Annotated in this window: 21 protein-coding genes and 1 riboswitch; of the genes, 11 read left to right on the top strand and 10 right to left on the bottom strand. The window is 39.1% G+C overall.

The annotated features are described in order from the left end of the window. Positions 1 to 621, top strand: a 621-nt coding sequence (locus JQC92_RS14920; protein WP_205000382.1) for a transposase, incomplete at its 5' end; no start/stop codon positions are given. Positions 622 to 1,040: 419 nt separating this feature from the next. On the opposite strand, the gene JQC92_RS14925 is transcribed toward JQC92_RS14920, so the two are convergent. The 5 genes from JQC92_RS14925 to JQC92_RS14945 form a co-directional block, all read right to left on the bottom strand. Then, positions 1,041 to 2,012, bottom strand: a complete 972-nt coding sequence (locus JQC92_RS14925; RefSeq protein ID WP_205000383.1) for a phosphotransferase — start codon at positions 2,010 to 2,012, stop codon at positions 1,041 to 1,043. A 78-nt stretch (positions 2,013 to 2,090) separates the two neighbouring features. Next, positions 2,091 to 2,681 carry a nicotinamide riboside transporter PnuC gene (pnuC, locus tag JQC92_RS14930; RefSeq protein ID WP_338049517.1) on the bottom strand — a complete coding sequence of 197 codons (591 nt, stop codon included), beginning with the start codon at positions 2,679 to 2,681 and terminating at the stop codon, positions 2,091 to 2,093. A 36-nt stretch (positions 2,682 to 2,717) separates the two neighbouring features. After that, entirely contained in the window at positions 2,718 to 2,978 is a 261-nt protein-coding gene (locus JQC92_RS14935; protein ID WP_205000385.1) for a YkoF family thiamine/hydroxymethylpyrimidine-binding protein, read from the bottom strand. 80 nt (positions 2,979 to 3,058) lie between these two features. Continuing rightward, positions 3,059 to 5,212, bottom strand: coding sequence for a TonB-dependent receptor (locus JQC92_RS14940; RefSeq protein WP_205000386.1), 2,154 nt, complete (start codon positions 5,210 to 5,212; stop codon positions 3,059 to 3,061). A 76-nt stretch (positions 5,213 to 5,288) separates the two neighbouring features. Beyond that, positions 5,289 to 5,402: riboswitch (TPP riboswitch) on the bottom strand. A gap of 117 nt (positions 5,403 to 5,519) precedes the next feature. Then, entirely contained in the window at positions 5,520 to 7,046 is a 1,527-nt protein-coding gene (locus JQC92_RS14945) for a DUF3360 family protein (RefSeq protein WP_205000387.1), read from the bottom strand. 287 nt (positions 7,047 to 7,333) lie between these two features. Here JQC92_RS14945 and JQC92_RS14950 point away from each other — a divergent pair, with 287 nt between their 5' ends. Beyond that, positions 7,334 to 8,170: a c-type cytochrome gene (locus JQC92_RS14950; RefSeq protein WP_205000388.1), complete on the top strand. Its 837-nt coding sequence runs from the start codon at positions 7,334 to 7,336 to the stop codon at positions 8,168 to 8,170. A gap of 51 nt (positions 8,171 to 8,221) precedes the next feature. On the opposite strand, the gene JQC92_RS14955 is transcribed toward JQC92_RS14950, so the two are convergent. Continuing rightward, positions 8,222 to 10,963, bottom strand: coding sequence for a TonB-dependent receptor plug domain-containing protein (locus JQC92_RS14955; protein WP_205000389.1), 2,742 nt, complete (start codon positions 10,961 to 10,963; stop codon positions 8,222 to 8,224). A gap of 543 nt (positions 10,964 to 11,506) precedes the next feature. On the opposite strand from JQC92_RS14955, the gene JQC92_RS14960 reads away from it, so the two are divergent. Next, positions 11,507 to 12,379 carry a DUF4097 family beta strand repeat-containing protein gene (locus JQC92_RS14960; RefSeq protein WP_205000390.1) on the top strand — a complete coding sequence of 291 codons (873 nt, stop codon included), beginning with the start codon at positions 11,507 to 11,509 and terminating at the stop codon, positions 12,377 to 12,379. Positions 12,380 to 12,438: 59 nt separating this feature from the next. Here JQC92_RS14960 and JQC92_RS14965 read toward each other — a convergent pair whose 3' ends face one another. Further along, positions 12,439 to 13,269 carry a hypothetical protein gene (locus JQC92_RS14965; RefSeq protein WP_205000391.1) on the bottom strand — a complete coding sequence of 277 codons (831 nt, stop codon included), beginning with the start codon at positions 13,267 to 13,269 and terminating at the stop codon, positions 12,439 to 12,441. A gap of 245 nt (positions 13,270 to 13,514) precedes the next feature. Between JQC92_RS14965 and JQC92_RS14970 the strand changes: the two genes are divergently transcribed. Further along, entirely contained in the window at positions 13,515 to 14,057 is a 543-nt protein-coding gene (locus JQC92_RS14970) for a protein tyrosine phosphatase family protein (protein ID WP_205000392.1), read from the top strand. Positions 14,058 to 14,205: 148 nt separating this feature from the next. Further along, a complete protein-coding gene (locus tag JQC92_RS14975; RefSeq protein ID WP_205000393.1) occupies positions 14,206 to 15,120 on the top strand; it encodes a ribokinase in 915 nt (304 codons plus the stop codon). 4 nt (positions 15,121 to 15,124) lie between these two features. On the opposite strand, the gene JQC92_RS14980 is transcribed toward JQC92_RS14975, so the two are convergent. Beyond that, on the bottom strand, positions 15,125 to 16,954 hold the full coding sequence (locus JQC92_RS14980) for an ABC transporter ATP-binding protein (RefSeq protein ID WP_205000394.1): 1,830 nt from the start codon (positions 16,952 to 16,954) through the stop codon (positions 15,125 to 15,127). A 168-nt stretch (positions 16,955 to 17,122) separates the two neighbouring features. On the opposite strand from JQC92_RS14980, the gene JQC92_RS14985 reads away from it, so the two are divergent. The 6 genes from JQC92_RS14985 to JQC92_RS15010 all read left to right on the top strand — a co-directional run bounded on the left by JQC92_RS14985 (position 17,123) and on the right by JQC92_RS15010 (position 21,532). Continuing rightward, a complete protein-coding gene (locus JQC92_RS14985; RefSeq protein ID WP_205000395.1) occupies positions 17,123 to 18,115 on the top strand; it encodes an HAD family hydrolase in 993 nt (330 codons plus the stop codon). 119 nt (positions 18,116 to 18,234) lie between these two features. Further along, positions 18,235 to 18,459: a penicillin acylase family protein gene (locus JQC92_RS14990; protein WP_205000396.1), complete on the top strand. Its 225-nt coding sequence runs from the start codon at positions 18,235 to 18,237 to the stop codon at positions 18,457 to 18,459. A gap of 54 nt (positions 18,460 to 18,513) precedes the next feature. Beyond that, a complete protein-coding gene (locus JQC92_RS23220; RefSeq protein WP_420851323.1) occupies positions 18,514 to 18,783 on the top strand; it encodes a penicillin acylase family protein in 270 nt (89 codons plus the stop codon). 87 nt (positions 18,784 to 18,870) lie between these two features. Beyond that, complete coding sequence (locus JQC92_RS15000; protein ID WP_205000398.1) at positions 18,871 to 20,313, top strand: DNA-3-methyladenine glycosylase 2 family protein; 1,443 nt, start codon at positions 18,871 to 18,873, stop codon at positions 20,311 to 20,313. Between the two features lie 16 nt (positions 20,314 to 20,329). Next, a complete protein-coding gene (locus tag JQC92_RS15005; protein ID WP_205000399.1) occupies positions 20,330 to 20,845 on the top strand; it encodes a methylated-DNA--[protein]-cysteine S-methyltransferase in 516 nt (171 codons plus the stop codon). A gap of 123 nt (positions 20,846 to 20,968) precedes the next feature. Further along, positions 20,969 to 21,532 carry a PhnA domain-containing protein gene (locus JQC92_RS15010; RefSeq protein WP_205000400.1) on the top strand — a complete coding sequence of 188 codons (564 nt, stop codon included), beginning with the start codon at positions 20,969 to 20,971 and terminating at the stop codon, positions 21,530 to 21,532. 455 nt (positions 21,533 to 21,987) lie between these two features. Here the strand turns inward: JQC92_RS15010 and JQC92_RS15015 are convergent, their stop codons facing one another. Together JQC92_RS15015 and JQC92_RS15020 are read right to left on the bottom strand one after the other, a co-directional pair. Further along, positions 21,988 to 22,527 (bottom strand): methyltransferase, encoded by a 540-nt coding sequence (locus JQC92_RS15015; protein WP_205000401.1) that lies wholly within the window; start codon positions 22,525 to 22,527, stop codon positions 21,988 to 21,990. A gap of 74 nt (positions 22,528 to 22,601) precedes the next feature. Next, positions 22,602 to 23,246 carry a hypothetical protein gene (locus tag JQC92_RS15020; RefSeq protein WP_205000402.1) on the bottom strand — a complete coding sequence of 215 codons (645 nt, stop codon included), beginning with the start codon at positions 23,244 to 23,246 and terminating at the stop codon, positions 22,602 to 22,604. Positions 23,247 to 23,542 lie beyond the last annotated feature (296 nt).

Raw genomic sequence — 23,542 nt, forward strand, 5'->3', positions numbered from 1 at the left:
ATAGGAAAGTTGAGAACCGACGCTGATTTAACATGGTTGTACACAGGAAGACAATCAGGCCGTGGCCGACCTAAAAAATTTGATGGGAAAGTCCTTTTTGAAAAAGAGCTTGGTCGATTCAATCGCGTCAATACAATAGATGATAATGTTGATGTGTATAGTTCTATTGTCTACTGCAGGTGTTTAAAAATAAATGTAAGAGTCGTCATGATGTTGTATAGACACAAGAATAAAATCAGTCGAGTCCTGTTGTTTTCAACTGATACCACTCTTGATGCTCTGTCAATAATAGCGATGTACAACTCCAGATTTCAAATCGAGTTTGTATTCCGAGATGCTAAGCAATTCACCGGACTGATGGATTGCCAGGCTAGGAATAAAGAAGCCATTCACACGCATATCAATGCTTCTTTTTCAGCGCTGAACGTACTCAAATTTGAAGATATTAAAGCAAAAAATGTTACTGGTGAAACGGTCATATCAATCGCCTCATGGAAACGTCGTAAGTTCAATCAGCACTTGATAAATTTAGTTTTCGGTAAGTTAGGAATAGACGTGAGTGATGAAAAAGTATCTCAGGTTTATAGTGAAATCAGTGAGTACGGAACAATTGCTGCATAAAACTGTCTGCAGTATTGGAAGAATATGATATCGATAAATCACCTGAAGGCTTATCTCGTTCCTTAGAAGCATTAACAGTAAAAACTCAAGAACTCGAACTACTGTTACAAAACCGAAGAAAATAGAAACCCGAACCTTTACGTACTAGCCAAAGCCAACAAACAAACGGAAGTAGCTGAACTTTGCCTATCCTCAGTTGAAACTCAAACAGAAGAAGAATGGTGTGATATTGTAAGAAAGCAATTTTTCCGGAGCGACGGCAAGGTAAAAAAAGAGGAGCTGAAGTTGCTGACTGGAAAATAAGAGGTTGCAAAATTCAAAAATTTACAACCGAAAAGAAATAGACAATGACTGCAAAGATATGGGTATTATTGCTACATCTAAAAAGAAAAAAACCGTTAAGTCAGCATTTTAGAAATTTATATCTTTCCTTGGTATTGATGCTGATAATTTAGATAGCGACTGAAACCTTCGAGCTTAGCAGAACTGCTTTTAACGTTCATTTGTTTTAAGGTTTCCCCAGCCATAATGGCTGCCCAATAATAGAAAAATCCCCAATAAACTTTTTGCATTGCCGGAAATACTTTAGTTGAGTCTGAACTCGCCTTTTTGTTGTTAGCAAAATATTTTTCTGTCAACCATTGTTGGTCAAGCGCCGAGAAGTGATTGGATTCTATCGCTGAGGCAATGTCGTAGACTGGTTCAGCCGCACAAGCGTACTCAAAATCAATACAAATAAGCCTATCGCCTCTGATTAATAGGTTGTCAGGGTTCAAGTCTCTATGACTGAACTGGAGTTCGTTTGTTGAGGCGAGAATGTCATCAGTCCAAGCACTAAAGTTTGTCTGCTTAGCATTAAGAAACTGAACGAATTGCATCCATTGCTTAAATTCGGTTTTATGGATCGTAGTGACTTTTAATTGCAGCTCAATATCTTCAACAAGTTGATTAAGTTGATACTGGTATATTTGCCACTGTCTCTGGCTGGTAATTTCTCGCTCTGGCTTCGGTAGCTGTTGCAGTTGATTTAATAAGTTGAAAGTGGCATTAGCTTCAATGATCTTATTTGCAGGTTGACGGATAAACTCACTTAAATAATAGCTTTTATCGTTATTGAACCAGATAAGTGCAGGGGCTAACTTTTGTGCTGCTGCGGTTTGCCAACATATGACTTCATTATCTCTGTTACACATAGCATTCGACTGAGGCGAGTTTTCACGAATGACGTAGGAACAATTTTGAGTTTTTAATAAATAGTTTTTATTGCTCAGCCCATCTGCAATCAGCTCTAGTTGTGGTTCAAGTGCATTTAAATTGAGATTTCTTTCTTGCTCACATTCTTTTATGAAGTTGATTAACTCGATTGGCCAATGTTCTTGTGAGCAGGTCATAAATTCAGAAGTGGTTAGTGATACTAGAGTTAATGATGACAAAACTCAGTAAGTTTTGCCATCATCGTAAAAAAAAGTCTAAGCCGTTGCCTGTCGGGTTTTGCTCTTTTGCCATTGCATGTAGCCAGCGAAAGCTAAAATGACATACAGCACAAACAAGGCTGAGGTAAGCATCAGCTCTTTGTTGAGGTACAAATAGATTGAAACAGAGTTAATCACAATCCAATACAACCAGTTTTCTAATATCTTTTTAGCAACCAAATAAGTGGTCATGATTGCAAAGCATGTCGTTGCAGCGTCCAGATAAGGGAAGGAAGCATCGGTGTTATTTGCCATCATATAACCAACAATAAGGGCGATAACGCCAGTAACAATAATGATACTCATATGAGTTTTTAAAGGCCATGATGTAATACTCACGCCATGATGTTGTTGTCCACCACGTGTCCACATCCAGTATCCGTAAACCGCCATTGCGACGTAATATAGACTCAGTACTGCTTCCATATACAAATTCACATTCCAGAAAATTACCATGTAAATTCCAGAACTGACGAATGCAGCGGGCCAACACCAAATGCTTTCTTTCATGGCCAGAAGCAGATAGGCGAGAGCTAGGACAACGGCAAGCGACTCCCAAAGGGTCATCGCTTGCATTTCTCCGAACATAGTTTGCAATAGTTCCATAATGTGCCTTTGAAGAGATTACTCTGTGTGACTTAAATCTAATTCGCTACCAATAAACTTACAGACAAAAACCGCTTTACCATATTTCTCATGGGCGGCTTTCATTTCTGATGCGAGCATTGACATGACGTCTTGATAATCACCTTGTACTTGAGTTGCCATGGCGTTAGTCACTCGCTTAATGTTTGGGTAATTATCGAGTTGGTGGATAAACCAATGGATTGGCTCAATGTAGTTTTCTTTAAATGGATACATGCTGATTTCAGCGGTAAGTTTCATTTTTTTAGATCTCAGGAATGATTTAATAAGATGATACCGCATCAGCACATACTAATGCGGTAGATAGATCTAATTTCCAATTAGAACTTAATGTTAGCTGTTACACCAACAGAACGTGGATCACCATAGCGGATGTATTGCTTATCAGCCCAACCCAAGTCTGGCTCATTGCCAAAGTAGAAACCACGCACGCCGTATTTTTTATCAAATAAGTTACGACCCCATAAGTAAACACCCCAACCATCGGCTTCATAACCAACACGAGCATTTAGAATTTGGTAACCTTTTGATTGTGAATCATTGCTATCCGAGTAGAAGAATTTGCTCTTCCCACTGGTATGCAAGTTTACGAAAATTCCATTATCAGCACGGTAAGTTGTACCAAGGCTATTGGTGAATTTTGGTGAATGCGCTAATTCTCGGCCAGAAAGATCGACAGGTGAACCGTATTTATCTTTATAAATATAATCACCATAAGTTGCTTCTAAATAACCAATGCTTGCGTAAAACTCTAGGTTATCGGTAGCTTGCCACTTAGCATCTAGCTCTGCACCGTAGTTTTTCGAGCTACCCGCATTTTCAGTAAATAGGATAAAACGCTGCGGTTTTTCAGGATCTTGCTGTGATGCTGATACTTGCTGATCTTGACGATCCATATAGAACACCGACAAATTCGTCGATAAATCGTTATTTAACCAGAACGACTTCAAGCCTATTTCATAGTTATAAAGGATTTCAGTATCGAACTCTTTCTTGTCTGCAAGTTCTGCAGGTAAGCTCATGTTAAAGCCGCCAGCCTTGTAGCCACGAGCGACACGTACATAGGTACTGTGTTGGTTCGATAGTTTTTTACTTAACGCAATATGACCGCCCCACATGCTTTCAGATGGCTTGAATGCGTCACCATTAGTATCTGAATATTCGCTATTACGGCGCTCAAGTCTTAGACCTGTTGAGAGGTTATAGCCATTACCTAAGTTTGAATCGAGCTGTGCAAATACGGCGTAGTTGGTTGCGTTATACTTTGATTGCATCACTTCATCAGGCCATGTGTTGTACTCTGAGTAAAGATCGTTGTCTTCTTTCAGGTTCATAGCATACACACCAACTAACCAATCCGTTGAGTCAGCGAAGATGCGTCCGTTTTCATTTGAACTGAAACGGAATTCTTGAGAAATCGTACGACGGTCGCCTTTTTTATCCCAAAGATAATCGTATTCACAAGCTTCTGGTGCTTCTGCGGTTCCGCAGTTGCGACTTGCCCAATAATCAGGGTTAGCCCAGTCACCATCATAAGCATGCTGGTGGTCAGTACTTGCATAAGAGGTAATAGAGGTGAGGTTGAACTTTTCAAAACCTGTGTAGTTCAGCTTTAAGCTTGTGCCCGTAGTTTTTTGGTTATCAACACCTGGTTGATCAGTGTTTGTTTTGAAACCGTTATTGTCTAACGTCCACGCATCATAACCATTGTCAAAATCAGCATGTAGAACCGTTAAATCAGCCGTTAAATCATCTGTCGCTAACCAACGGAGTTTAATGCGGCCAGTAAACTCATCACGCTTGTTGGTATCACTGCGTCCAAGGTAGGTGTTGTCACGGAAACCATCTTGGTCGTGTTGCTGAATCGTCGCACGATACAGTAAGGTTTCAGATTTGTTGATAGCGCCTGTGCTATAGCCACTGAATGTACGCAAGTTGTCATCACCAAATGACACTTCCGCGCCATGTTCACGTTCAGCTTCAGGGTCATTACTCTTTAGGTAAATTAAACCTGCCAAAGCATTTGCACCGTAGCGTGTACCTTGAGGACCACGCAGTACTTCTACTTGTTGTAGGTCATACATGCTTGAAACCATACCTAAACCAGATAAGTCGATATCATCAATCACATAGCCAACAGAAGAGTTCGGCGCTCCTTGGTAGTCTTCTTGTTCCCCAACACCACGAATTTGGAAATAACGAGGACGAGAGCTACCGCCAGACCAGTTGAAGTTAGCAATAGAGTTCAACACATCTTCAAAATGTTGATTACCTTCATCTTCAATTTGCTTAGCATCGATAATGGTTGCACTAGCTGGCAAAGTTAATAACTCTTGGTTACGAAAATCAGCAGTAACTTTGATAACTTCAATATTAGCATCATTATCTTGTGCGAAAACTTGGCCAGAAAAGGCAGTAGCAACAGACAATGCCAGTGGAGTGAGCTTATGGCTGAAAGTTTTTTTGGTAAACATAGGACCTCAAAAATTAAAATTTGAGATCCGGCTGAGCGGGATCAGTAAATATGAAGATTCAACAGAAAGTCGCTGCCGAATATATAATTTCCATTCCTACGCCGGTATAAGCCGGATCAGGTTCTAAGGGTGTGATCTCAGTTCGAGCATTTTTCATTTAGAGAAAAGCTGAACACCCCTTGGTCGGCATAATTATATATGAAATATTGGCTTGGATAAGAGTAAATTAGCTTAAAAAGCAAAAAATGAGATAAAACTTGATGCTTTATCTCATTTTTGTAGTGAGCATGTTCTTTTTATGAGCAGATTAGATAATAGCTGGAATACCTTTAATCATACCTACGGCGAGCATCGCTGCTAAACAGATAACAAATGCTAGACCTGGAATGACGATTCTATCAACAAAAGATAGATTTTTTGGTCTCTCTTTGTCACCAATGAGTCCGTTATTATCGAGGAACATAGTAAGTGCCCACGCTAATACAGGGTTAGAAACAAAAGCAGCAAAGATACAAATGCCAGCCGCTTGGCTGCTGACGCTATCTTTAACCATCTGTAGACCTGCTTCTAGAAGAGGTAAAAATACACCCACTAATAGAGCAATAGACATAACTGGGCGCCAAACTGCTACGTCCATCGGGTAACCTGCAATGGCAACCACAATACACATCAAACCAAGCAAGATTGCACCTGCTGGAATAGGGCGTTTAGCAATTGCCGCAGGGATCATATAAGTACCCCAAGATGAAGTGATGTTACCACCACCGACTGCAGTACCAACGATTTGGCGCAAAGAGCATGTAGTCATTGTGTCATCAACGTCCATCAGTACTTTATCTGCACCTTTTGGATAGTTCAGCTCTTGGAAAATACGATGTCCCAAAAAGTCAGGTGACCACATCGCAACCGCTAAAATAGCAAAAGGTAATGAAGCGATGAAATGAGACAAATTAGGTAAACCTAGCTGCCAACCCGTTTCTGTTGAACCCCACCAGTAAACAGGATTCAGATTTGGTAGACCTGGAGCGGTAACAAATTCTAGATCAAGACCAGCACCTAGTGCGAAAGCCAGAATAATAGCAGTAATGCTGCACAGAGGAATCGCAAGCCAGCGTTTTTCTACTTTAGCTAAATAAGCATAAATCACTACGTTAACCAGCAAAATTACAAACGCAACATAAGAGAGTGAGTAATCCAAAGCATGTTTTACTTGTAAGCCTGCCGACCAATCAAATAAAGAGGTGATTTGGCTCTTTGCCCCCATGAAACCGAGGTAAACCAGTAGACCGCCTGCTACACCACTACTGGTTAAATTAACAAGCCGCGAGCCGCCCTTAAGCCAACTGAGTATTAATCCAAAGATGCCAATTAAGATGGCTAGTGCTAATGGATGAGCTCCAGCAAGGGCGATGGTACCAATGAGCGGGATCATTGGCCCATGGTTACCACCGAGGTTGGCACGTGGATTGATAAAGCCAGAACTGACAACACAGAAAAGTAGTGCAGGGATGAGCATTTCGACGCGCATAACTTGGATGGCGAAATCTGCACCTAAATTAACGTTAGGCCATTTTTCGGTTAACCCCGAAGCCCAAGCCGCCATAACGGCGGAGTACATTACTGTGATACCAATGGTACCCGCAATAGCAGGGACAAGATCTTCCCATTCAAAACGAAAATCACGACCAGGGAGATTCAACCCCCAACGACGTGGTTTCATGATTTTTAATTCGTGTTCCAGATAATCATTTCTGGTTTCGAATTCTGAAGCAGGGCGGTGAAGCTCCTGATAACTTGCTTCTTCCGTATTATGGTTAGCAGTTTTTTCAGTCATTTGTTACTCCGAGAAGAACTTGTGATTCTACTCATCCTAAGAACGATAATGTACGTTTTAGATAGCCTTGATATATGGAGTATCGGGCATCTCATGTACAGCTAAAATTAAAATTGGTAATACCAATTTACCTGTTAATGATATTATCACAAGCAGTTCTAAATCATCGTTAAAGAAGTCACAGCTTAAAGAATCCGTGAGAAAAAATTGGGATCTAGGTAACAAAAGATGAGTGTAGAAATTGAAACTATACTCATGTTTTCGACCGAATAGATGCAGGTAATAGAATGAACTGTTTCAAACTGGTGAGTTTAAGCTTTTTGTTACTCTTTCACATTTCAAGTGTTCAAGCTCAGTTAGACCAGAATGCTTCATTAACTTTCGATATTGATGGCAAGTCACAGACAATTAAACTCAAAGATATACAAAAACATGTTCCTGCCTATGAGGTGACACTTTTTAATCCTGCCTATAAAAAAACCATCACTTACCGGGCATTCAAATTTGCTGAAGTAGCGAAACTGGGCAAAATAGACATTCATTCTTCCAGTCAAATTTCGTTTATCGCAAGAGATGGTTATGAAGCCGTAATGTCTAAAAATATTTTAAAGCGATTTCCTGAGCCATGGCTCGCTTTTGAAGAATTGAATACAAAAAATGGTGAGGTGTTTAGTCTCGTGGCTGAAGGGAAAGAAATTACTGATCCCGCCCCCTTTTATTTGATGTGGCAGCAGCCTGATTCTTATGAGGCATTTCCTTGGCCTTTTGCGATTTCACAGATATCCGTTAATACAAAATATGATCAATATTTTGCATTGAAACCTAAACATAAATTAACTGCTCAGGTAGAAAGAGGTTATTTTATATTTAAGACTCGTTGTATGGCTTGTCATTCAATTAATCTTATTGGTGGAACGATTGGACCTGAGTTGAATATACCGAAAAATATTACCGAATATCGAAGTATGAGTTTTTTAAAAGCTTGGATAAAAGATCCATCTTCATTTAGGGCAAGAAATCGAATGACAAATTTTGGAAAGGTGACAGAAAAAGAAATTGATGATGTATTAGCCTATATCCAATATATGAAAAATTTTAAAAATTTAAAAGAAATAAAGAAGTAATTCCGATAAAAATAAAGCCGCTTCTGCGGCTTTATTTATGGGACAAAGAAATTACATCTTAACGCTGGCTTCTATAAACCACTGCCTACCAACAGCGTTGAATAGTGAGCGTTCATAATGAGGCCATGAGGAGTCAGTTGGATCGAAGTTAGGTCCTCTATTAAACATGTTAAGCAAACCAGTTTGGAAATCGATATCATCGTTATAGTGATATGTTCCAGTTAAATTCCATCTAAAATAGGAGCCTACTTCATAATCACTTTCTTTGAATTTCTCATTATTTTCTTCAGCAGATTCCTTAAATGACTTGTAATTCACACCATGGTGACGCCCGGTGTAATAACCACTTAAAGCCGTTGTAAAATCACCGTAATTCCATGTGGCAACGATATTACCTTTAAGTTTAGGAAGTCCACCATCATCAATGTCATCGTCGACAGGTGAAACAGAATCTAACTGGCTTTCTGACTTCAATAAGTAAGTACTTCTACCTATGAGTTTTAACTCTCCAAGAGAGTTCAGATCAAAGTCATAGCCTAGTTCAGCATCTATACCTCTGACTTCTTGGTATGACAGATTCAGAGCAGTGGATTGAATGTGTGTAATCGTACCACTTGCATCACGAGTAATGGTTGATTCATAGGCCGCATATTCTCTCGCTTGACGTGATGCGCTGACTTGGTTAACCATGTCATCCAGCTTCCATTGCCATAAATCGACAGAGGCACTGAGTTGATCACCACCATATACTGCACCGATATTTGCGGTATAGCCTTTTTCTGGTTTTAAGTCTGGGTTAGCACCTGTCGTGCTATTAATGTGTAGTTCGTTACAAACTGTATTCTTTTGAGGATCATCTGGATAAGATGTATTTGGAATGCCGCCCAGCTCTTCACACTTCTTGAAATCAACAACGGTACTAAAGCCCTGAGTAGGATTTCCGTATACTCGTTGCATATCTGGTGCTCTAAACACTCGGTTCCAAGAACCACGGAGTAACCATTCATCGGTTGGACGATACTCAACGGCAATCGATGGTGTTACGTTGCCACCAAAGTCACTGTATCTATCATAGCGTGCTGCAAGATCGAATGTTAATTCATCCAATACAGGTACTTTTAATTCGCCATAGGTTGCCCAGAAGCGACGATCCCCTTGGCCGGATGAACCACCTGTTCCGACGACATTTCCTAACATGGACTCAGAGTCAGAGTTTGCATTGTAATCTTGTTTAGACCATTCAGCACCAAAAGCAAAGTCAGCTTCTTGGTCATTAAATAATTCAAATGCTGGACCTGTAATGTTGGCTTGGAAATTTAATAATGAAGAATCTGCACGTTGATAAGGTGAATAGCTCATTTGAGCTAATGCGTCATCAGGAATGTTACTTAGCAATGAGTTGCCGTTGTCACCTGCTGTGACATAATCAAACATTTTTTGATAAGTGGTATATCCGTGGTTATAGACATCGATATAAGACTTACCATAGTTACCTGAAACATCCCAACTGTAATTATCACCAAGCGATCCCTCTAGGCCTAGTGAGCCGTAATAGTTTTCGCCATTGGTTTCGCCAACACGTTGGCCAAGTCCGTTTAAGCGGCGAATATAGTAATAGTCACCATCGGCAGCATTTGCAAAATCGCCGTTCAATGCTGAGGTTTTATCATCGAAATGTTTTGTAAATCTATTTGCTTCTGAGTCATCTAAGCCACTTCGAACTTGAGATACATCAAGTTCACCGCCAGAGACTTTTACATCAATATTATCACTTGAACTCGGTTCAATGCGAGTTGTTGATTTTGTTTTAGAAAAATCAAGACGACCTACCATTGTCAAGTCATCCATCAACTCATAATTGAAGAGAGTCGTATTGTTGAAACGAGTGCTTTCTGGAGCTAAATCGCGTTGCATAGAACGGTCATAACCACATCGTTTGTTAGCAACATCGTAAAATAAACCCAAATTTTGACATTGTTCAGGAGTCAGTTGTCTTACGTCCGAACCGACTGGGCCACCAGCTATTCTTGCACCGTAAGAACTGTAACTAGAAAACGGACTATAAGGGACCTTATCGGTGTTAATACCAAAATTAGCTCTCTCATTGGCTTTCAGCTGTTCGTTTGAACTAAATTCAGTGAAGTTAGATACATTGCCTCGATCAGAGCTACTACCCATGGAAATGGAGACTTTATCGCTTCCACCACCGCCTTCTGTTGTACCAGCACGACGATATTTAGCGGCAAATCCGTCAAAGTCACGTTTTAGAATGATATTAACTACGCCACCCACAGCATCAGCACCATAAATGGCAGATGCACCTGATTGGAGTACTTCAATTCTTTGGACTGCGTCGAGTGGAATACTCGAAGTATCGACAAAGTTACTTGTCCCGCCTAATGCTCTAGGGTACTGATTTAATCGTTTTCCGTTTATTAAGGTTAGTGTTCGATTTGCACCTGCACCCCTTAAACTGATTGCTGTAGCAGCTGGAGTAAAGCCGTGTACAGACTGAGTGGTAACAGCACCGGTAGTCGCACTCAAATTTTCAAGTGCGTCTTGAACATTCGTAAAACCTTGATTAGATAAATCTGAGGCATCCAATACTGTAACCGGGTTGGCGCTTTCTAGATCTGTTCTCTTAATACGTGAGCCAGTAACTTGAATACGTTCTACACTACTATCTCCACTTTCGCCTGCTGCTTGAGCAACTCCTACGGCGATGGTTGCCAATCCTGCACTGGAAATTAATGCAACACGAATTGCTTTTGCTAATAGAGAATTAGCTTGCATTTTTTTTCTCCCAAACGCTTATGATAATTTTATGGTGTGAACGCATGAGCGAACGAAAGACTTAAACAATTGAGGGCTTGGACTCTAAACCGAACTCAGAGTGTCTTTGTAAAATTGATTTCGTGCTCTGTATCTCACTCTTAATATATTTAAGAGCGGGTTCACAAGGCGGGGATATAACCATATGGTTTAACTAGGTGCAATAGTGAAAAGAACGTGCAATTGACGGTGGTATTTAACCGTAAAAACAAGGAATTTACTTGTTATTCACGCTTTACGTTTCTTTTCAGTTTTCATTGTTAATAAGCTAAGAAAATAAGCGATTTTCTGTAAACAAAATCTTATTTAAAAGATCGTTTAAATGACGAAATGTATGATTTTTTATCAATCTTGATGTTTATGAATTGGTTTCGAGTAAGAACGTTTTTTTACAAAGTCTAAGGTATTTATTAAAAAAATTAATCTTCATTCGTTCCGTAAATTGTGATCAGCAGAAAAATTAGCTAACTTAGAGCACGTATTCTAATTTATAAATGGACTTAAATGATGAAATGTCTTCGTTATGCTTTGGCTGTAACTATGTTAAATGTAATCAGCTACAGCTCACAAGCTGCTACTTGGGAAGATACAAAAGAGGTGAAGGTTGAAGATGCGACCAAACTCCTTGTTTTTGCTGGCGCAGGTAACTTAATTGTCAAACCTGTTTCGTCTTCCAAAATAACGGTGTCAGCAAAAGTTAATGTGCCTGGCGATGTGTCAGATGCAAAAGAACACTTTGCCGACGATATGCAGTTCTACATAAAAGAAACAACGAAGAAGATTACTTTAAAAGCGGGCTATAAAAAAGGCGTTCCATCAAAACGTCATCGTGGCTCGATTGATTTGGTTATAAATATGCCTAAAAACTTATACCTTGATTTGCGTGATACTTCTGGCAACATCAAAATATCTGGGCTCCAAAAAGGGCTAAAAGTACTCGATGGTTCGGGTGATCTCGAAATAGCAAACGTAAAAGGCAAAACGATTTTAAACGATGGCTCTGGCAATATAAAAATTTCTGGCGGGAGTGGTAAATTAAAGCTTAATGATGGAAGTGGGAATATTTTAATTTCTAGTAGAAAAGGCACTATTGCTTTGAATGACGGCTCCGGAAATCTGGATGTGATGAATCACGACGGGTCGGTTCGTTTAGTTGATAAGTCAGGTAATATTTCTTTGAGGAATATAGGCGGAAACGTAAAAATCAAAGATACATCTGGAAATATCGAATTAAAGGACATTGACGGCAATGTTACTTTTACTAGCAAAACCGGCAAGGTTAGACTGACTAATGTAAAAGGGAATGTTACTTCAAAAGGGCATGGGAAAACTAAACCTGAGTTAGTGAAAGTGAGTGGTGAAGTAAAAGGTATTTAAATTATTAAGAGTGAAAGTATTTAGCTTTCACTCTTAATATCTGTCTCGCTAAGCAGTTCTTAGCTTTCTTTCTTTTTAAATTCGACAGTAGTTTGATTGTCAGTCTTTTTAAATATCACTGTATATGTTTTATTTTCTGTGCCTGAAAAGATAATATTCTGAGAGTCACTTCTATTGTGAATGGCGACTTCAGTATCTAGAGGTATACCTGATCCGTTGTATTCATCGAATTGGTCAGAAGTAAGTCCAAAGTTACTCTCTTCGGAATAATCTGAATCTGCAAGTTTCAATTGTTGCTCACCAGTATCTCCGCAAGTAAATTCAAGTTGCCACGAACCATCAACTTGTTCTGAAATTTCTTTAATGGTATCCCAGTCATCGTTTATTCCACGTACACCAGTACCTTCTGAAAAACTTTGATAGTTTTTTTGTGTCTCCAAAGGAGTCTCAGCTGAAGTGCTGGCTGCTCGTTGTCTCGAAGAAGTACCTTGAAATTCTGCTTGATAATATTCCTCTAAGGCTCTTGTCTCAGGGGTTTCTCTTGACCATAAATTAGTAAGTCCATATTTTATCGTGTATGTATATTTAGGTGAACTTTCTACACTCGATTCCTCACTAGATGTCGTTTGAGTTGATTCTCGTTTAATCCATGCTTCGTAATTCTTTTTATGAAGGCGGAAATTTTGGCCATCAGGGTCTTTAGGGTTTGACGGTTTCACTAAATTTACCCTAGCCCAGCACCAGTTTTTTTCACCCAAATTAGCTAATTGAGTATTTATATATCCTTTGGAATCAACATTAGGATACTTTTGTTGGTCATCACAGCCTTGTAATTCACCTTGAATTGTTCCGTTTTGATAAATTAATGTGGGAATAGCACCTACAGACATTTCCAACCTCTTTAAAAACACAACTCATTAATTTAATAGACAATACTTTTGAAGTGTTTGTCTACAGCTGTTAAGATTTTTTATTCACATATAATGGTTATTTAATATATGGGTGCAAGCTGAGTAAGAACGGAAAAATAAATGTAGTGATCTTTTAATTAACATAACAATATGACGCTTTTATGTTTCGTAATCACTCATTTCTAACTATGATTAATGATGGTAAGCCACTACAGGGAAAGGTTATGAAAAACAAAATCAAATTAATGCTCACTCTAGTGTTAATGACAGTCGTTTCAGCATGTGCGTCTTCAGGAATCGAAGTGGATAAAGTACAGCAATTAGGCGTTAAAAATCTAAAGGTGATTAACTCACATCAGTTTTCGGGTGGACAACCCACTGAAGAGCAGCTCGATTGGTTAAAACGTGTTGGTGTTAAGAATATTGTGAGTTTAAGAACGCAAAAAGAACAAACGTTCGATGAAGTTAAGTTAGTCAAACAATTGGGAATGAAGTATTACTCTATTCCAACTAGTGGCATTAAAGCGATTAATACAATGAATGCGACTAAACTTGCAGAGGTTTTAAAGCAAGTTGGCAATGAACCTGTTTTTGTTCATTGCTCAAGTGCGAATCGGGTAGGTGCGCTCGTTGCGTTGCATGATTTTAGCACTAATGGTGGAGATGTTGACGCAGCTATAGCCGAAGGGGAAAGGTGGGGCTTAACGCGACTGAAAAGTGTGGTTAAAGACAAGCTAATAAAAATGAAGGCTTCAGAAGAAGAATAATATTCGTTGTCAGTATTAATACTTAATAGGCCATTGTTTAGTTAAGGTACAGATACCTTAAACGACAATGGCCTTTTTATACCCATGATACCAAAAAAAGTCCTGGAACATGCATCTTCAGGTATCATGGGTATAGTCGGAGTAACGTATGTCTAAAGTGTTTTTTCTTGCTTCAGTTAATCTCGATATTTTATCTTATTTGAAGGGGTTTCCTCAGTCAGGGCAGACCATCTCAACAACGGACAGTGTGTTTGCTTGTGGCGGGAAAGGAGCGAACCAGGCTTATGCGTGCTCACAAAATAATGTAAAAACGATGATGCTCTGCAAAATAGGTAACGATCCATTCGGTGAACAAATACGCACTTATTTAGCACAAAGAGAATCGATTGAGACGCAGATTTTAACTTCTGACAAAAGTACCGCGATTGCTCAAATCTTTATCAGGGAGTCAGATAGTCAAAATTTAATCGTCATAATCTCTGGTGCAAACAAAGACATTACTAAACGTGAGGTTCTACAAAGAAAGTCAGATATTCAAAATTCACATCTTCTCGCTGTTCAGTTAGAAAATAATATTGAAGCTATTGCCGTAAGCATAGAAATCGCGAAACAGAATAAGGTTTCAGTATTGCTTAATCCTGCTCCTTACGAACCTGAAATCGAGCCTTATTTGAAGGATGTCGATATTCTCACTCCAAATGAAACGGAGGCATCTGAGTTAACAGGTATAGAAGTGACTGATAAAGAAACAGCCAAAGCAGCCGCTCAAGTGATTAATACAAAGTATGGCATTAATATGATTATTATTACCTTGGGTGCGCAGGGCGTTTATTATTTCAATTGTGGAGATTCAGGTTTTATTGAGCCATTTAAAGCAAACGTTATCGACACCAGTGGTGCTGGAGATGCCTTTAATGGTGCTTTTGCTGCCTACTATTGTGAACACGGTAAATTTGAAACTGCAATCAAGTATGCTAATGCCTATGCATCTACAGCCATTGAAGGGAAAGGAGCCTCTTACATGCCAAACTCAAATCTAGCACATAAGAGGTTTAGTCAGTAAGTGATTACTCGATGCCTAAGAACCCACCAGTTTGATGTTCCCACAGTTGGGCATAAATACCACCAAGCTGAATAAGCTCATTATGATTTCCTTGTTCTACAACCTTACCTTCATCTATCACAATCAGCTTGTCCATCGCAGCAATCGTTGAAAGACGATGGGCGATGGCAATGACAGTCTTGCCTTCCATTAATTGATACAGGTTATCTTGAATAGCGGATTCAACTTCAGAATCCAGCGCTGATGTTGCCTCATCAAGTAGAAGGATGGGAGCATTTTTCAGTAACACTCGAGCTATAGCAATACGCTGTCGTTGACCGCCTGAAAGTTTAACGCCTCGTTCGCCCACTTGTGCATCCAATCCGATATTTCCATCGGGATCTGACAAGTTATCTAAAAAGTCTTTAACGTGAGCTTGAGTGATCGCTATCTGAAGCTCTTCTTCAGTCGCATCGGGTTTGCCATATAAAATATTCTCGCGGATACTTCTGTGAAGCAGTGATGTATCTTGAGTTACCATGCCAATTTGAGCTCGCAGAGAGTCCTGTGTAACGGTATTTATCGCTTGCTCATCAATACAAATACTACCGTCTTTGACCTCATGAAAGCGCATCAATAAGTTTACGAGTGTCGACTTTCCAGCGCCTGAACGGCCGACTAAGCCAATTTTTTCACCCGGCTTGATGTCTAAATTCAGGTTATCGATAACAGACTTATTTTCTTTATATTGAAAGTTAACATTCTGAAATTTAATATGGCCATTGGTCACGTTTAGATTGCTTGCGTTTGGCGCATCTTCAATGTCAATCGGCTTTGTTAATGTGTTCATACCGTCAGTAACAGTACCTATGTTTTCAAATAAAGAGCTAACCTCCCACATAATCCACTGTGACATGCCGTTTAATCTGAGCGCTAAACTCACAGCAATGGCGATTGCCCCAACAGAGATCGCTGAGTCAGTCCATAACCAAATGGAAATGGCAGCAATGAAAAAAGCCAAGAGGTAGTTGATGGTTTGAACGCTAACATTGATGCATGTGACCAGCCGCATTTGTTTATAAACTGTTTTAAGAAAGTCAGACATACTGGATTTTGCATATGCAGCTTCATTGTCGGTATGAGCAAACAGTTTCACGGTTGCGATATTGGTGTAACTATCAACGATACGCCCAGTCATCGTGGAACGAGCATTTGCTTGCTCAGTTGAAACTCGTTTTAGCTTAGGGACGAAATGCAACTGTATCGCAATGTAGCACACTAACCAAACGAACATGGGGATGAGTAATCGCCAGTCTGCAGAAGCTATCATGACTAACATCGCAGTAAAATATACAACGATATACATCAGAACATCTAATAGCTTACCAACGGTTTCTCGAACCGCTAAAGACGTTTGCATGACTTTCGTTGCTACACGTCCAGCAAAATCATCTTGATAAAATGAGACACTTTGTTTGAGAAGATATCGGTGAGCTAACCAACGGACGGACATAGGATGGTTTCCCATCAACCCTTGATATACTACTAAACCGTGCAGTAGAGATAAAACAGGAATAACGACTACAGTCAGTACCGCCATCAACAATAATTTACTGCCTTCTTCCTGAAAGAGCGTATCAGGATTTTTTTCGACTAACCAGTCGACGAGTTGCCCCATAAAACCAAAGAGTGAAACTTCGAGAATGGCAACACTGGCGGTTAATATTGACATGAATACCAGAGGAAGTTCATAACCTTTAGTGTAGTGACGGCAGAAAGCGTAGAGCCCATTAGGAGGGCGAGATACTTCATTATTTGAAAGTGGCTTAACCCACGATTCGAACAGCTTAAACATAGCAAAAACAACATGAAATAATTCAGAATTTAATTAAGCATACAGAGTATTTACCAATAAAAACACTGTTAGTTTGAGCAAGAATATTTTTAAATATATCGTTCGTTAAAGTGCAGTTAAGGATTGATTTTATAAACTTTTGATGCACCCACTAACAGAGACATTTAGATGAACAATTTCATCGGTAAACGTTTATTGATATCCATGTTGGGAGCTTGTCTTTTAAGCTCATTATCAATCGCTTCAGAAGGGAGTCCACTCTCATCTTGGAATAAAGGATATGCTAAATCATCGATCATTTCTGTTGTAAAACAGGTTACAGATACAACATCAAAATTTTATGTTAGCAAGCAAGAGCGAATAGCAGTTTTTGATTTAGATGGCACATTAATACCTGAGCAACCAATGTACTCAAAACTGTATTTTGCGCTGTTAGAGATTAACTCTTCAAGTCGGCTGTCTTCTCAATGGCGAAAAGATGCATTAGTGACCAGCGGTATTTCTGCAGCAGAACCACAAAAATCTCGTGAATATATACTTAAGCATGACAAGGAGCTTATGTTTACGGTACACAATGGGTTAATGAAAGATAACTATCAAAAAGATGTTTTAAATTGGTTCGATAAAAGTTTAAATCCACAATCTCATCGACAATTTAAATCGTCTGCTTACAAACCCATGAAGCAGCTTATTCGATATTTAGAGAAAAATGGCTTTAAGGTTTACATTGTTACAGGCACAGATACAGACTTTGTTAGACCCATTGTTCAGCAATTAGTTGGTGTCAGTCCAACTCATGTTATTGGCACTCAATTCGGTAAAAATTTAATTCAAGATAATGGAAACCTAGCTATTACTTATAAAAATGATTCCATGTTTTATAACATCCAAGATAACAAGGTACTAAATATCGATTCGATAATCGGTATTAGACCAATAATCGCATTTGGTAATTCCGACGATGATATGAGTATGCTCAGATGGACTGACGAATCGAAAGGTCTACATCTAAGTGGATTAATTCATCATACTGATGCAAAAAGAGAATGGGCTTACGATAGAAAAGGAAAAGTAGGCAAATTAGATAAAGCCCTTGAATACGGCAAAACTCATCATTGGACGATTGTTGATATGAAAAAAGATTGGAAAACCATCTATTGATACAAGGAGTGTTCATGTTCGTTTTATATTCTATTAAGAGGTATTTAAGTTGAGAACATTAACCCAACGATTTTCCTTATTTCTAGGTCCAATGCTTTTCACTCTTTCTCTATTTGGTTGTGGCAATAAATAATAGTGGAGCGAGTAAGGCCAAAAACTCACCTAAATACCATGCAGTTATTACCTACACCAAATATGGTGTGCCCCATATAACAGCCAGTAGCTTCAAAAATTTAGGGTTTGGAATTGGTTTTGCTCAATCTAAAGAAAATTTATGTACGCTTTCTGATCAAATTTTGAAGATAAAATCAGAGCGTTCAATATATTTTGGTATTGGCGAATAGCAATCAAACCTTATCAGTGATGCTAGTTACAAAGCACTTAATTATATTGATCATATACCAGTTGGTAAGCAGGAAGGTAACTCGACCTTATCGACTCTGCATGAGAACGGGAAATCGTTGCAGAGATATAGAATTAATTATGCTTCTAGTTTTGTAATGGCACTGATGTTCAAAGATGAGAAACCTGAAGCAGATATATTTATGACTTCAAGTCAATCACAGGATCCTGACTCTATACATTTTATCGATCAAACAAAGCTATACCGCACATCAGCTTTTCTCCTAGTGAAATTCGGGCGAATACAACCAGCAAAATCGATATAATAGGAAATTATGGTTCAGTTCCGTTTTTTGCTAGTGCTTTGTATTTGATTCCGTTACATTGCGTCCAAAGGGTTTTCGAGTAGTGTAATGGAATCAAATCAGAACGAAATATATTTACGGGCACGATTGGCTCGCGATCCCCGCTTTGACGGATTATTTTTTACCGGAGTGAAGTCAACAGGGATTTACTGCCGTTCTATTTGCCCAGCGCCGCCAGCGCACGAGGAAAATGTAGAGTATTTTAAGACTGCCATTGCTGCTGCAAATGCAGGGTTAAGGCCGTGTTTGAGGTGCCGACCAGACAGCGCACCACAATCGCCTGCTTGGTTAGGCACACAAACTACATTGAACCGTGCTATTGCATTAATCGAAGAAGCGTTTTCTACAGGTGAGTCCATTGACTTAGAAGCGTTATCAGATCGCCTTGGGATAACCGCTCGATATTTAAGGCAGCTCTTTAAAAAGTATTTAGGCACGTCACCGAAACAATACATTATTTATAAAAAACTATTGTTTGCCAAAAAACTACTGCATGAAACGAATCTTGGTATTACACATATCGCACTCAATGCGGGTTTTGAAAGTGTTCGTAACTTTAATCATCAATTCCAGACCCAATTAGGGTTAACACCAACGCAAACTCGAACTCGAACCCAAAATGAAGCGGCATCTACGGAGAATGGCTTAACGTTATTTTTAAATTATCGTCCGCCCTATAACTGGGACAAAATGAGGGGTTTTCTTCAAACTCGAGCTGTTGAAGAAATGGAATGGTTTGATGATGACGTTATTTACAATAAAACGTTTTGTTTCGAAGAAAGTAGAGGTTACTTCTCGGCTCAACATATGCCAGAAAAAAATGGCTTTAAAGTCAGCTTCTACTTTGCAGAAGGATCACAGGTTAAGAACCTGTATCAACTCAATTCATTAGTTAGAAGAATATTGGATCTCGATGCCAATATTGAGCAAATAGAAGATACCCTAAAGAATGCAATTCCTGAGGAGATGGAACTTAAATCAGGTCTACGGGTGTCTGGAGCAGGCAGTGATTTTGAAGCGATAAATCGAGCGATTTTAGGGCAACAAGTCTCCATTACTCAAGCGGTTAAATTACTCAGTAAGCTTGTTCATGAATACGGTGAGGCAGAGTTTGTTAATGGCGTTAAGCTTCGCTTCTTTCCTCATCCTCACTCTCTTCAAGAAGCAAGCATAGATATTTTAAAAATGCCGGGTGCAAGAAAGCAAGCAATCAGAAACGTGGCTGAATATTTTACCAATAACAAACGAGTCAACCTTGATGACTGCTTATCACTAAAAGGGATAGGCCCTTGGACAGTAGATTATGCAAAAATGCGTGGTTTAGGCAATCCGAACATTTTTTTAGCAACAGATTTAGTCGTCAAAAATAAACTAAAAGCACTGCATGAACAAAGTGATACTAAACAAAGCTTTGATGATTTTTTTGAGATAATGAAGCAAGATGCACAGCCTTGGTGCAGTTATTTAACTTTTCAACTTTGGCACTTATAGAATGGGCATAGATAAAATGACAACAAATACTTTGGTTAACCTATATTCTTCGCCATGTGCAGCAATGGAGCTTTCTTCGCCAGTCGGTACTTTATTTCTTGCGGCGAGTGAGTATGGTCTAACTCATTTAACGTGTGAGAAAAATAGAATTAGTGAGTTAGCTTCTGTTGAATCCAAAGCAAAAGTTAAAGCCGAAGCTGTTTTGAAACAAGTAAAGCAACAGCTTGAAGAATACTTTGCTAAAAAGCGCTCTGATTTCAATGTCCCACTCGCTCCAAAAGGAACTGAATTTCAGCATCTGGTATGGAATGCGCTTATGAATACTCAACATGGCGAAACCTTAAGTTACAGTGATATTGCCAATTCGATCGGAAGACCAAAAGCGGTTAGGGCGGTTGGTGCGGCTAATGGCGCTAATCATATTGCTATAATTATCCCATGTCATCGCATCATAGGAAAAAGCGGTAAGCTAACGGGTTATGCTTACGGCTTGGAAATGAAACAGCATTTGCTTAATTTGGAGAACCCATAAAAGCAATTGGTATAGTTACCCATAACCCAAATATTGGCACAATCAGAAAATGCGACTTGCCGAGTATTCATCGCTTAATAAGAGTGTTAACATTCGGCAAAATTTTTCACTCTTGGTTTTATTATGTCTCTACCCGCTAATTTACAAAGCCGCAGTGCTGGCAAATGCGAATTATGTTCTGCTGAAACATCACTAGAAGCTTTTGCGCTTCCATACTCTGATGGTCAGGCTGCTAATGAAGTGGCTTTATGTTCAACGTGTACTGAGCAAGTAACTAAATCAGAAGATTTTGATGTTAACCACCTACGTTGTTTAAACGATAGTATGTGGAGCACAGTTCCTGCTGTTCAAGTGTTGGCTGCGAGAATGCTAAACCGTTTAAATGCAGAGACATGGGCACAAGATTTAAAAGACATGTTGTACCTTGATGAAGAGCTTCAAGCTTGGGTAGACCAAGAGCCTGCAGAAGAAGATATGATTAAACACGTTGATAGTAACGGCGCAGTATTAAGTGCTGGTGATAACGTGGTAATCATCAAAGATTTGAACGTGAAAGGTACAAGTTTTGTTGCAAAACGTGGTACTCCTGTCAGAAACATTTCATTGACCAATAACCCTGAACATATTGAAGGTAGGGTGAATGGTACTCGAATTGTGATCATTACTCAGTTCGTTAAAAAGTCTTAATTGCCGTCTTATCCTGCGAAGGCTGGAAACATAGCAACGACAGTTTTGTATGTCGGTATTCAAATGACTCTTTGATGCAAAGCATCATTGTATAGTCAGAGTAAAACTTCTTTGAAGTTTATAAAGTCGTGGAGTTGCACTCCACACCGCCAAAAGAGGAAACCTCCAGCAGTTTCCCCTTTTGAATCCCCTATGCCGCCCCAACGAAGCTAGGCGTTCCAAATAGAATGAAATAAATGCCTAACGGCTCAGATGGTACATCCATGTACCACTGAACCTAGCCCTACATCCATGTCGGGCTTACGTCATTTTGCATTCAATTCTATTTTCCACAGTTTCAAAGGGGATAGTCAGCCTGCTGGAGTACTTAAAATGTATTTGCCTTATATTTTGCCCTTAATATTTGTCTAAAAAGACAGAGCAACGCAGGAGTAACAAAATTGTAGAAGTAAAAATTACTTTTGAGGCCAGTGGTACACGTAAATCGGTGAACGATAGAAATCTGAAATCTTGGTAACTTTTGTTGGTTTATATGAGGGCAGGGCGAAGGTGTTACTCACAATCGTTACTTCATTAACCACTTCTTTTTCCAACTTATCTTGAAGCGCTATCATTGCTCCGGGGAAGAGGTAGCACACAAGATTCGAAGCCGTATCAAAATCTGCATTGATAAAATCTTTACGATGAATAGTAAGGTTATCTAAGCCTAAACTGTGTTTCAAAATGACTGAAACTGACCACGGCAGTAAAGATAATTCATAACCTACGATCTGTTTATTGGGATACTTTTTGGCAAGTGGTATAACAAGCGTACCCCAACCAGAGCCTAAATCAATAACAGCCCCTTCTTTCTCTAACTCTAATTCATCAAGAATGGCATCACGTGCTTTACTTGAGCTCATCATCGGAGAAATCCCTGTCTTTAGCGTACTCCAAACAATGGATAACACGGCAAGAATGACTACAAAAAGAAGTGTTAGATCGATTAAGTTCATTACTGATAAGAGCCAGTTAACCGTGGAAATACTAAAGCTTCAATATCAGAATAATGTTTAAAACAGATAATCATTTATACCTCAGTCTGCTTTTTAGTCATGACACGTAATAATTGATCCATGCTGGATTCAGGTTCTGCTTTTCTATCTATATGGGAGTAATAAGTTTGCTGGTCAGGGCTCCAATCATGATATATACCAGAATTTGGCTTTGCCAACTCAATTGCATGAGTCTCGTTAATTTCTAAATTAAGCCTAGACAGTTCTATTGGTTTCTTACCACCAACAAGTTTAGCGAATACAAAAACTTGATACTTACCAGCTAGGAATTCAAAATTGGCACCATCTACCGGAAGTAAGAAATGATGATCAGCGGTAATGCCTTCTTGAGGGACAAATAAACCACTGCCTCTTTTAAGGCTACCTTTTTCACCATACACCCAAATACTAAAATTTTGCTTAGTTTCATTTCGATGAATAGATAGATGTAAGCTTTCTAATACTTGACCGCGTTTAGATGTACTGTATAGCAGAGTGCGAAGAAAAACTTTGCTCTTTGATCCATCAAAGTTTAAACCATCAGGGCCAAAAAATATTACTGTCGGTTGAGTCATCACTAACTCACCCTTACGGAAAAGAGTAAGCCAAGCCGTAATTCCAGAAACAATCAAGGCTAGACAAGATAGTACAAGACTGATTAAGTATAATTCTTGGGGCAATGCTCAATCTCCATTTATGTGGCTGTCATTTCAATATTGAAATTCATATTAATACAGTTATCGTTTAAGTTGGATTTCGTTAGTAACAGTATGTCTTACTGTGTGAAATTAATGTTATCGTGATTTTATAATATAAGTAAGAGTTTTTATTTATCTTGTTTACTGATCCTTCTTTAAACCTAAATAAATCAGTTACCCTCCACCCTAAATATCCAGTGGCTCGATCTAAGCTTGATTATCTGGCTCTTCCTTTGGAGTTTACTTAGGCTGATGACGTTATCGGTATTAGCCCTTTT

The sequence above is a fragment of the Parashewanella hymeniacidonis genome (assembly GCF_016900895.1).
Classification (GTDB): Bacteria; Pseudomonadota; Gammaproteobacteria; order Enterobacterales; family Shewanellaceae; genus Parashewanella; species Parashewanella hymeniacidonis.

Excerpts from the sequence above, each read along its gene's own strand:
- JQC92_RS14925 (WP_205000383.1), bottom strand. The coding sequence starts at position 2,012 with ATGACCTGCTCACAAGAACATTGGCCAATCGAGTTAATCAACTTCATA.
- pnuC (WP_338049517.1), bottom strand. The coding sequence starts at position 2,681 with ATGTTCGGAGAAATGCAAGCGATGACCCTTTGGGAGTCGCTTGCCGTT.
- JQC92_RS14935 (WP_205000385.1), bottom strand. The coding sequence starts at position 2,978 with ATGAAACTTACCGCTGAAATCAGCATGTATCCATTTAAAGAAAACTAC.
- JQC92_RS14940 (WP_205000386.1), bottom strand. The coding sequence starts at position 5,212 with ATGTTTACCAAAAAAACTTTCAGCCATAAGCTCACTCCACTGGCATTG.
- JQC92_RS14945 (WP_205000387.1), bottom strand. The coding sequence starts at position 7,046 with ATGACTGAAAAAACTGCTAACCATAATACGGAAGAAGCAAGTTATCAG.
- JQC92_RS14950 (WP_205000388.1), top strand. The coding sequence starts at position 7,334 with ATGAACTGTTTCAAACTGGTGAGTTTAAGCTTTTTGTTACTCTTTCAC.
- JQC92_RS14955 (WP_205000389.1), bottom strand. The coding sequence starts at position 10,963 with ATGCAAGCTAATTCTCTATTAGCAAAAGCAATTCGTGTTGCATTAATT.
- JQC92_RS14960 (WP_205000390.1), top strand. The coding sequence starts at position 11,507 with ATGATGAAATGTCTTCGTTATGCTTTGGCTGTAACTATGTTAAATGTA.
- JQC92_RS14965 (WP_205000391.1), bottom strand. The coding sequence starts at position 13,269 with ATGTCTGTAGGTGCTATTCCCACATTAATTTATCAAAACGGAACAATT.
- JQC92_RS14970 (WP_205000392.1), top strand. The coding sequence starts at position 13,515 with ATGAAAAACAAAATCAAATTAATGCTCACTCTAGTGTTAATGACAGTC.
- JQC92_RS14975 (WP_205000393.1), top strand. The coding sequence starts at position 14,206 with ATGTCTAAAGTGTTTTTTCTTGCTTCAGTTAATCTCGATATTTTATCT.
- JQC92_RS14980 (WP_205000394.1), bottom strand. The coding sequence starts at position 16,954 with ATGTTTAAGCTGTTCGAATCGTGGGTTAAGCCACTTTCAAATAATGAA.
- JQC92_RS14985 (WP_205000395.1), top strand. The coding sequence starts at position 17,123 with ATGAACAATTTCATCGGTAAACGTTTATTGATATCCATGTTGGGAGCT.
- JQC92_RS15000 (WP_205000398.1), top strand. The coding sequence starts at position 18,871 with ATGGAATCAAATCAGAACGAAATATATTTACGGGCACGATTGGCTCGC.
- JQC92_RS15005 (WP_205000399.1), top strand. The coding sequence starts at position 20,330 with ATGACAACAAATACTTTGGTTAACCTATATTCTTCGCCATGTGCAGCA.
- JQC92_RS15010 (WP_205000400.1), top strand. The coding sequence starts at position 20,969 with ATGTCTCTACCCGCTAATTTACAAAGCCGCAGTGCTGGCAAATGCGAA.
- JQC92_RS15015 (WP_205000401.1), bottom strand. The coding sequence starts at position 22,527 with ATGAACTTAATCGATCTAACACTTCTTTTTGTAGTCATTCTTGCCGTG.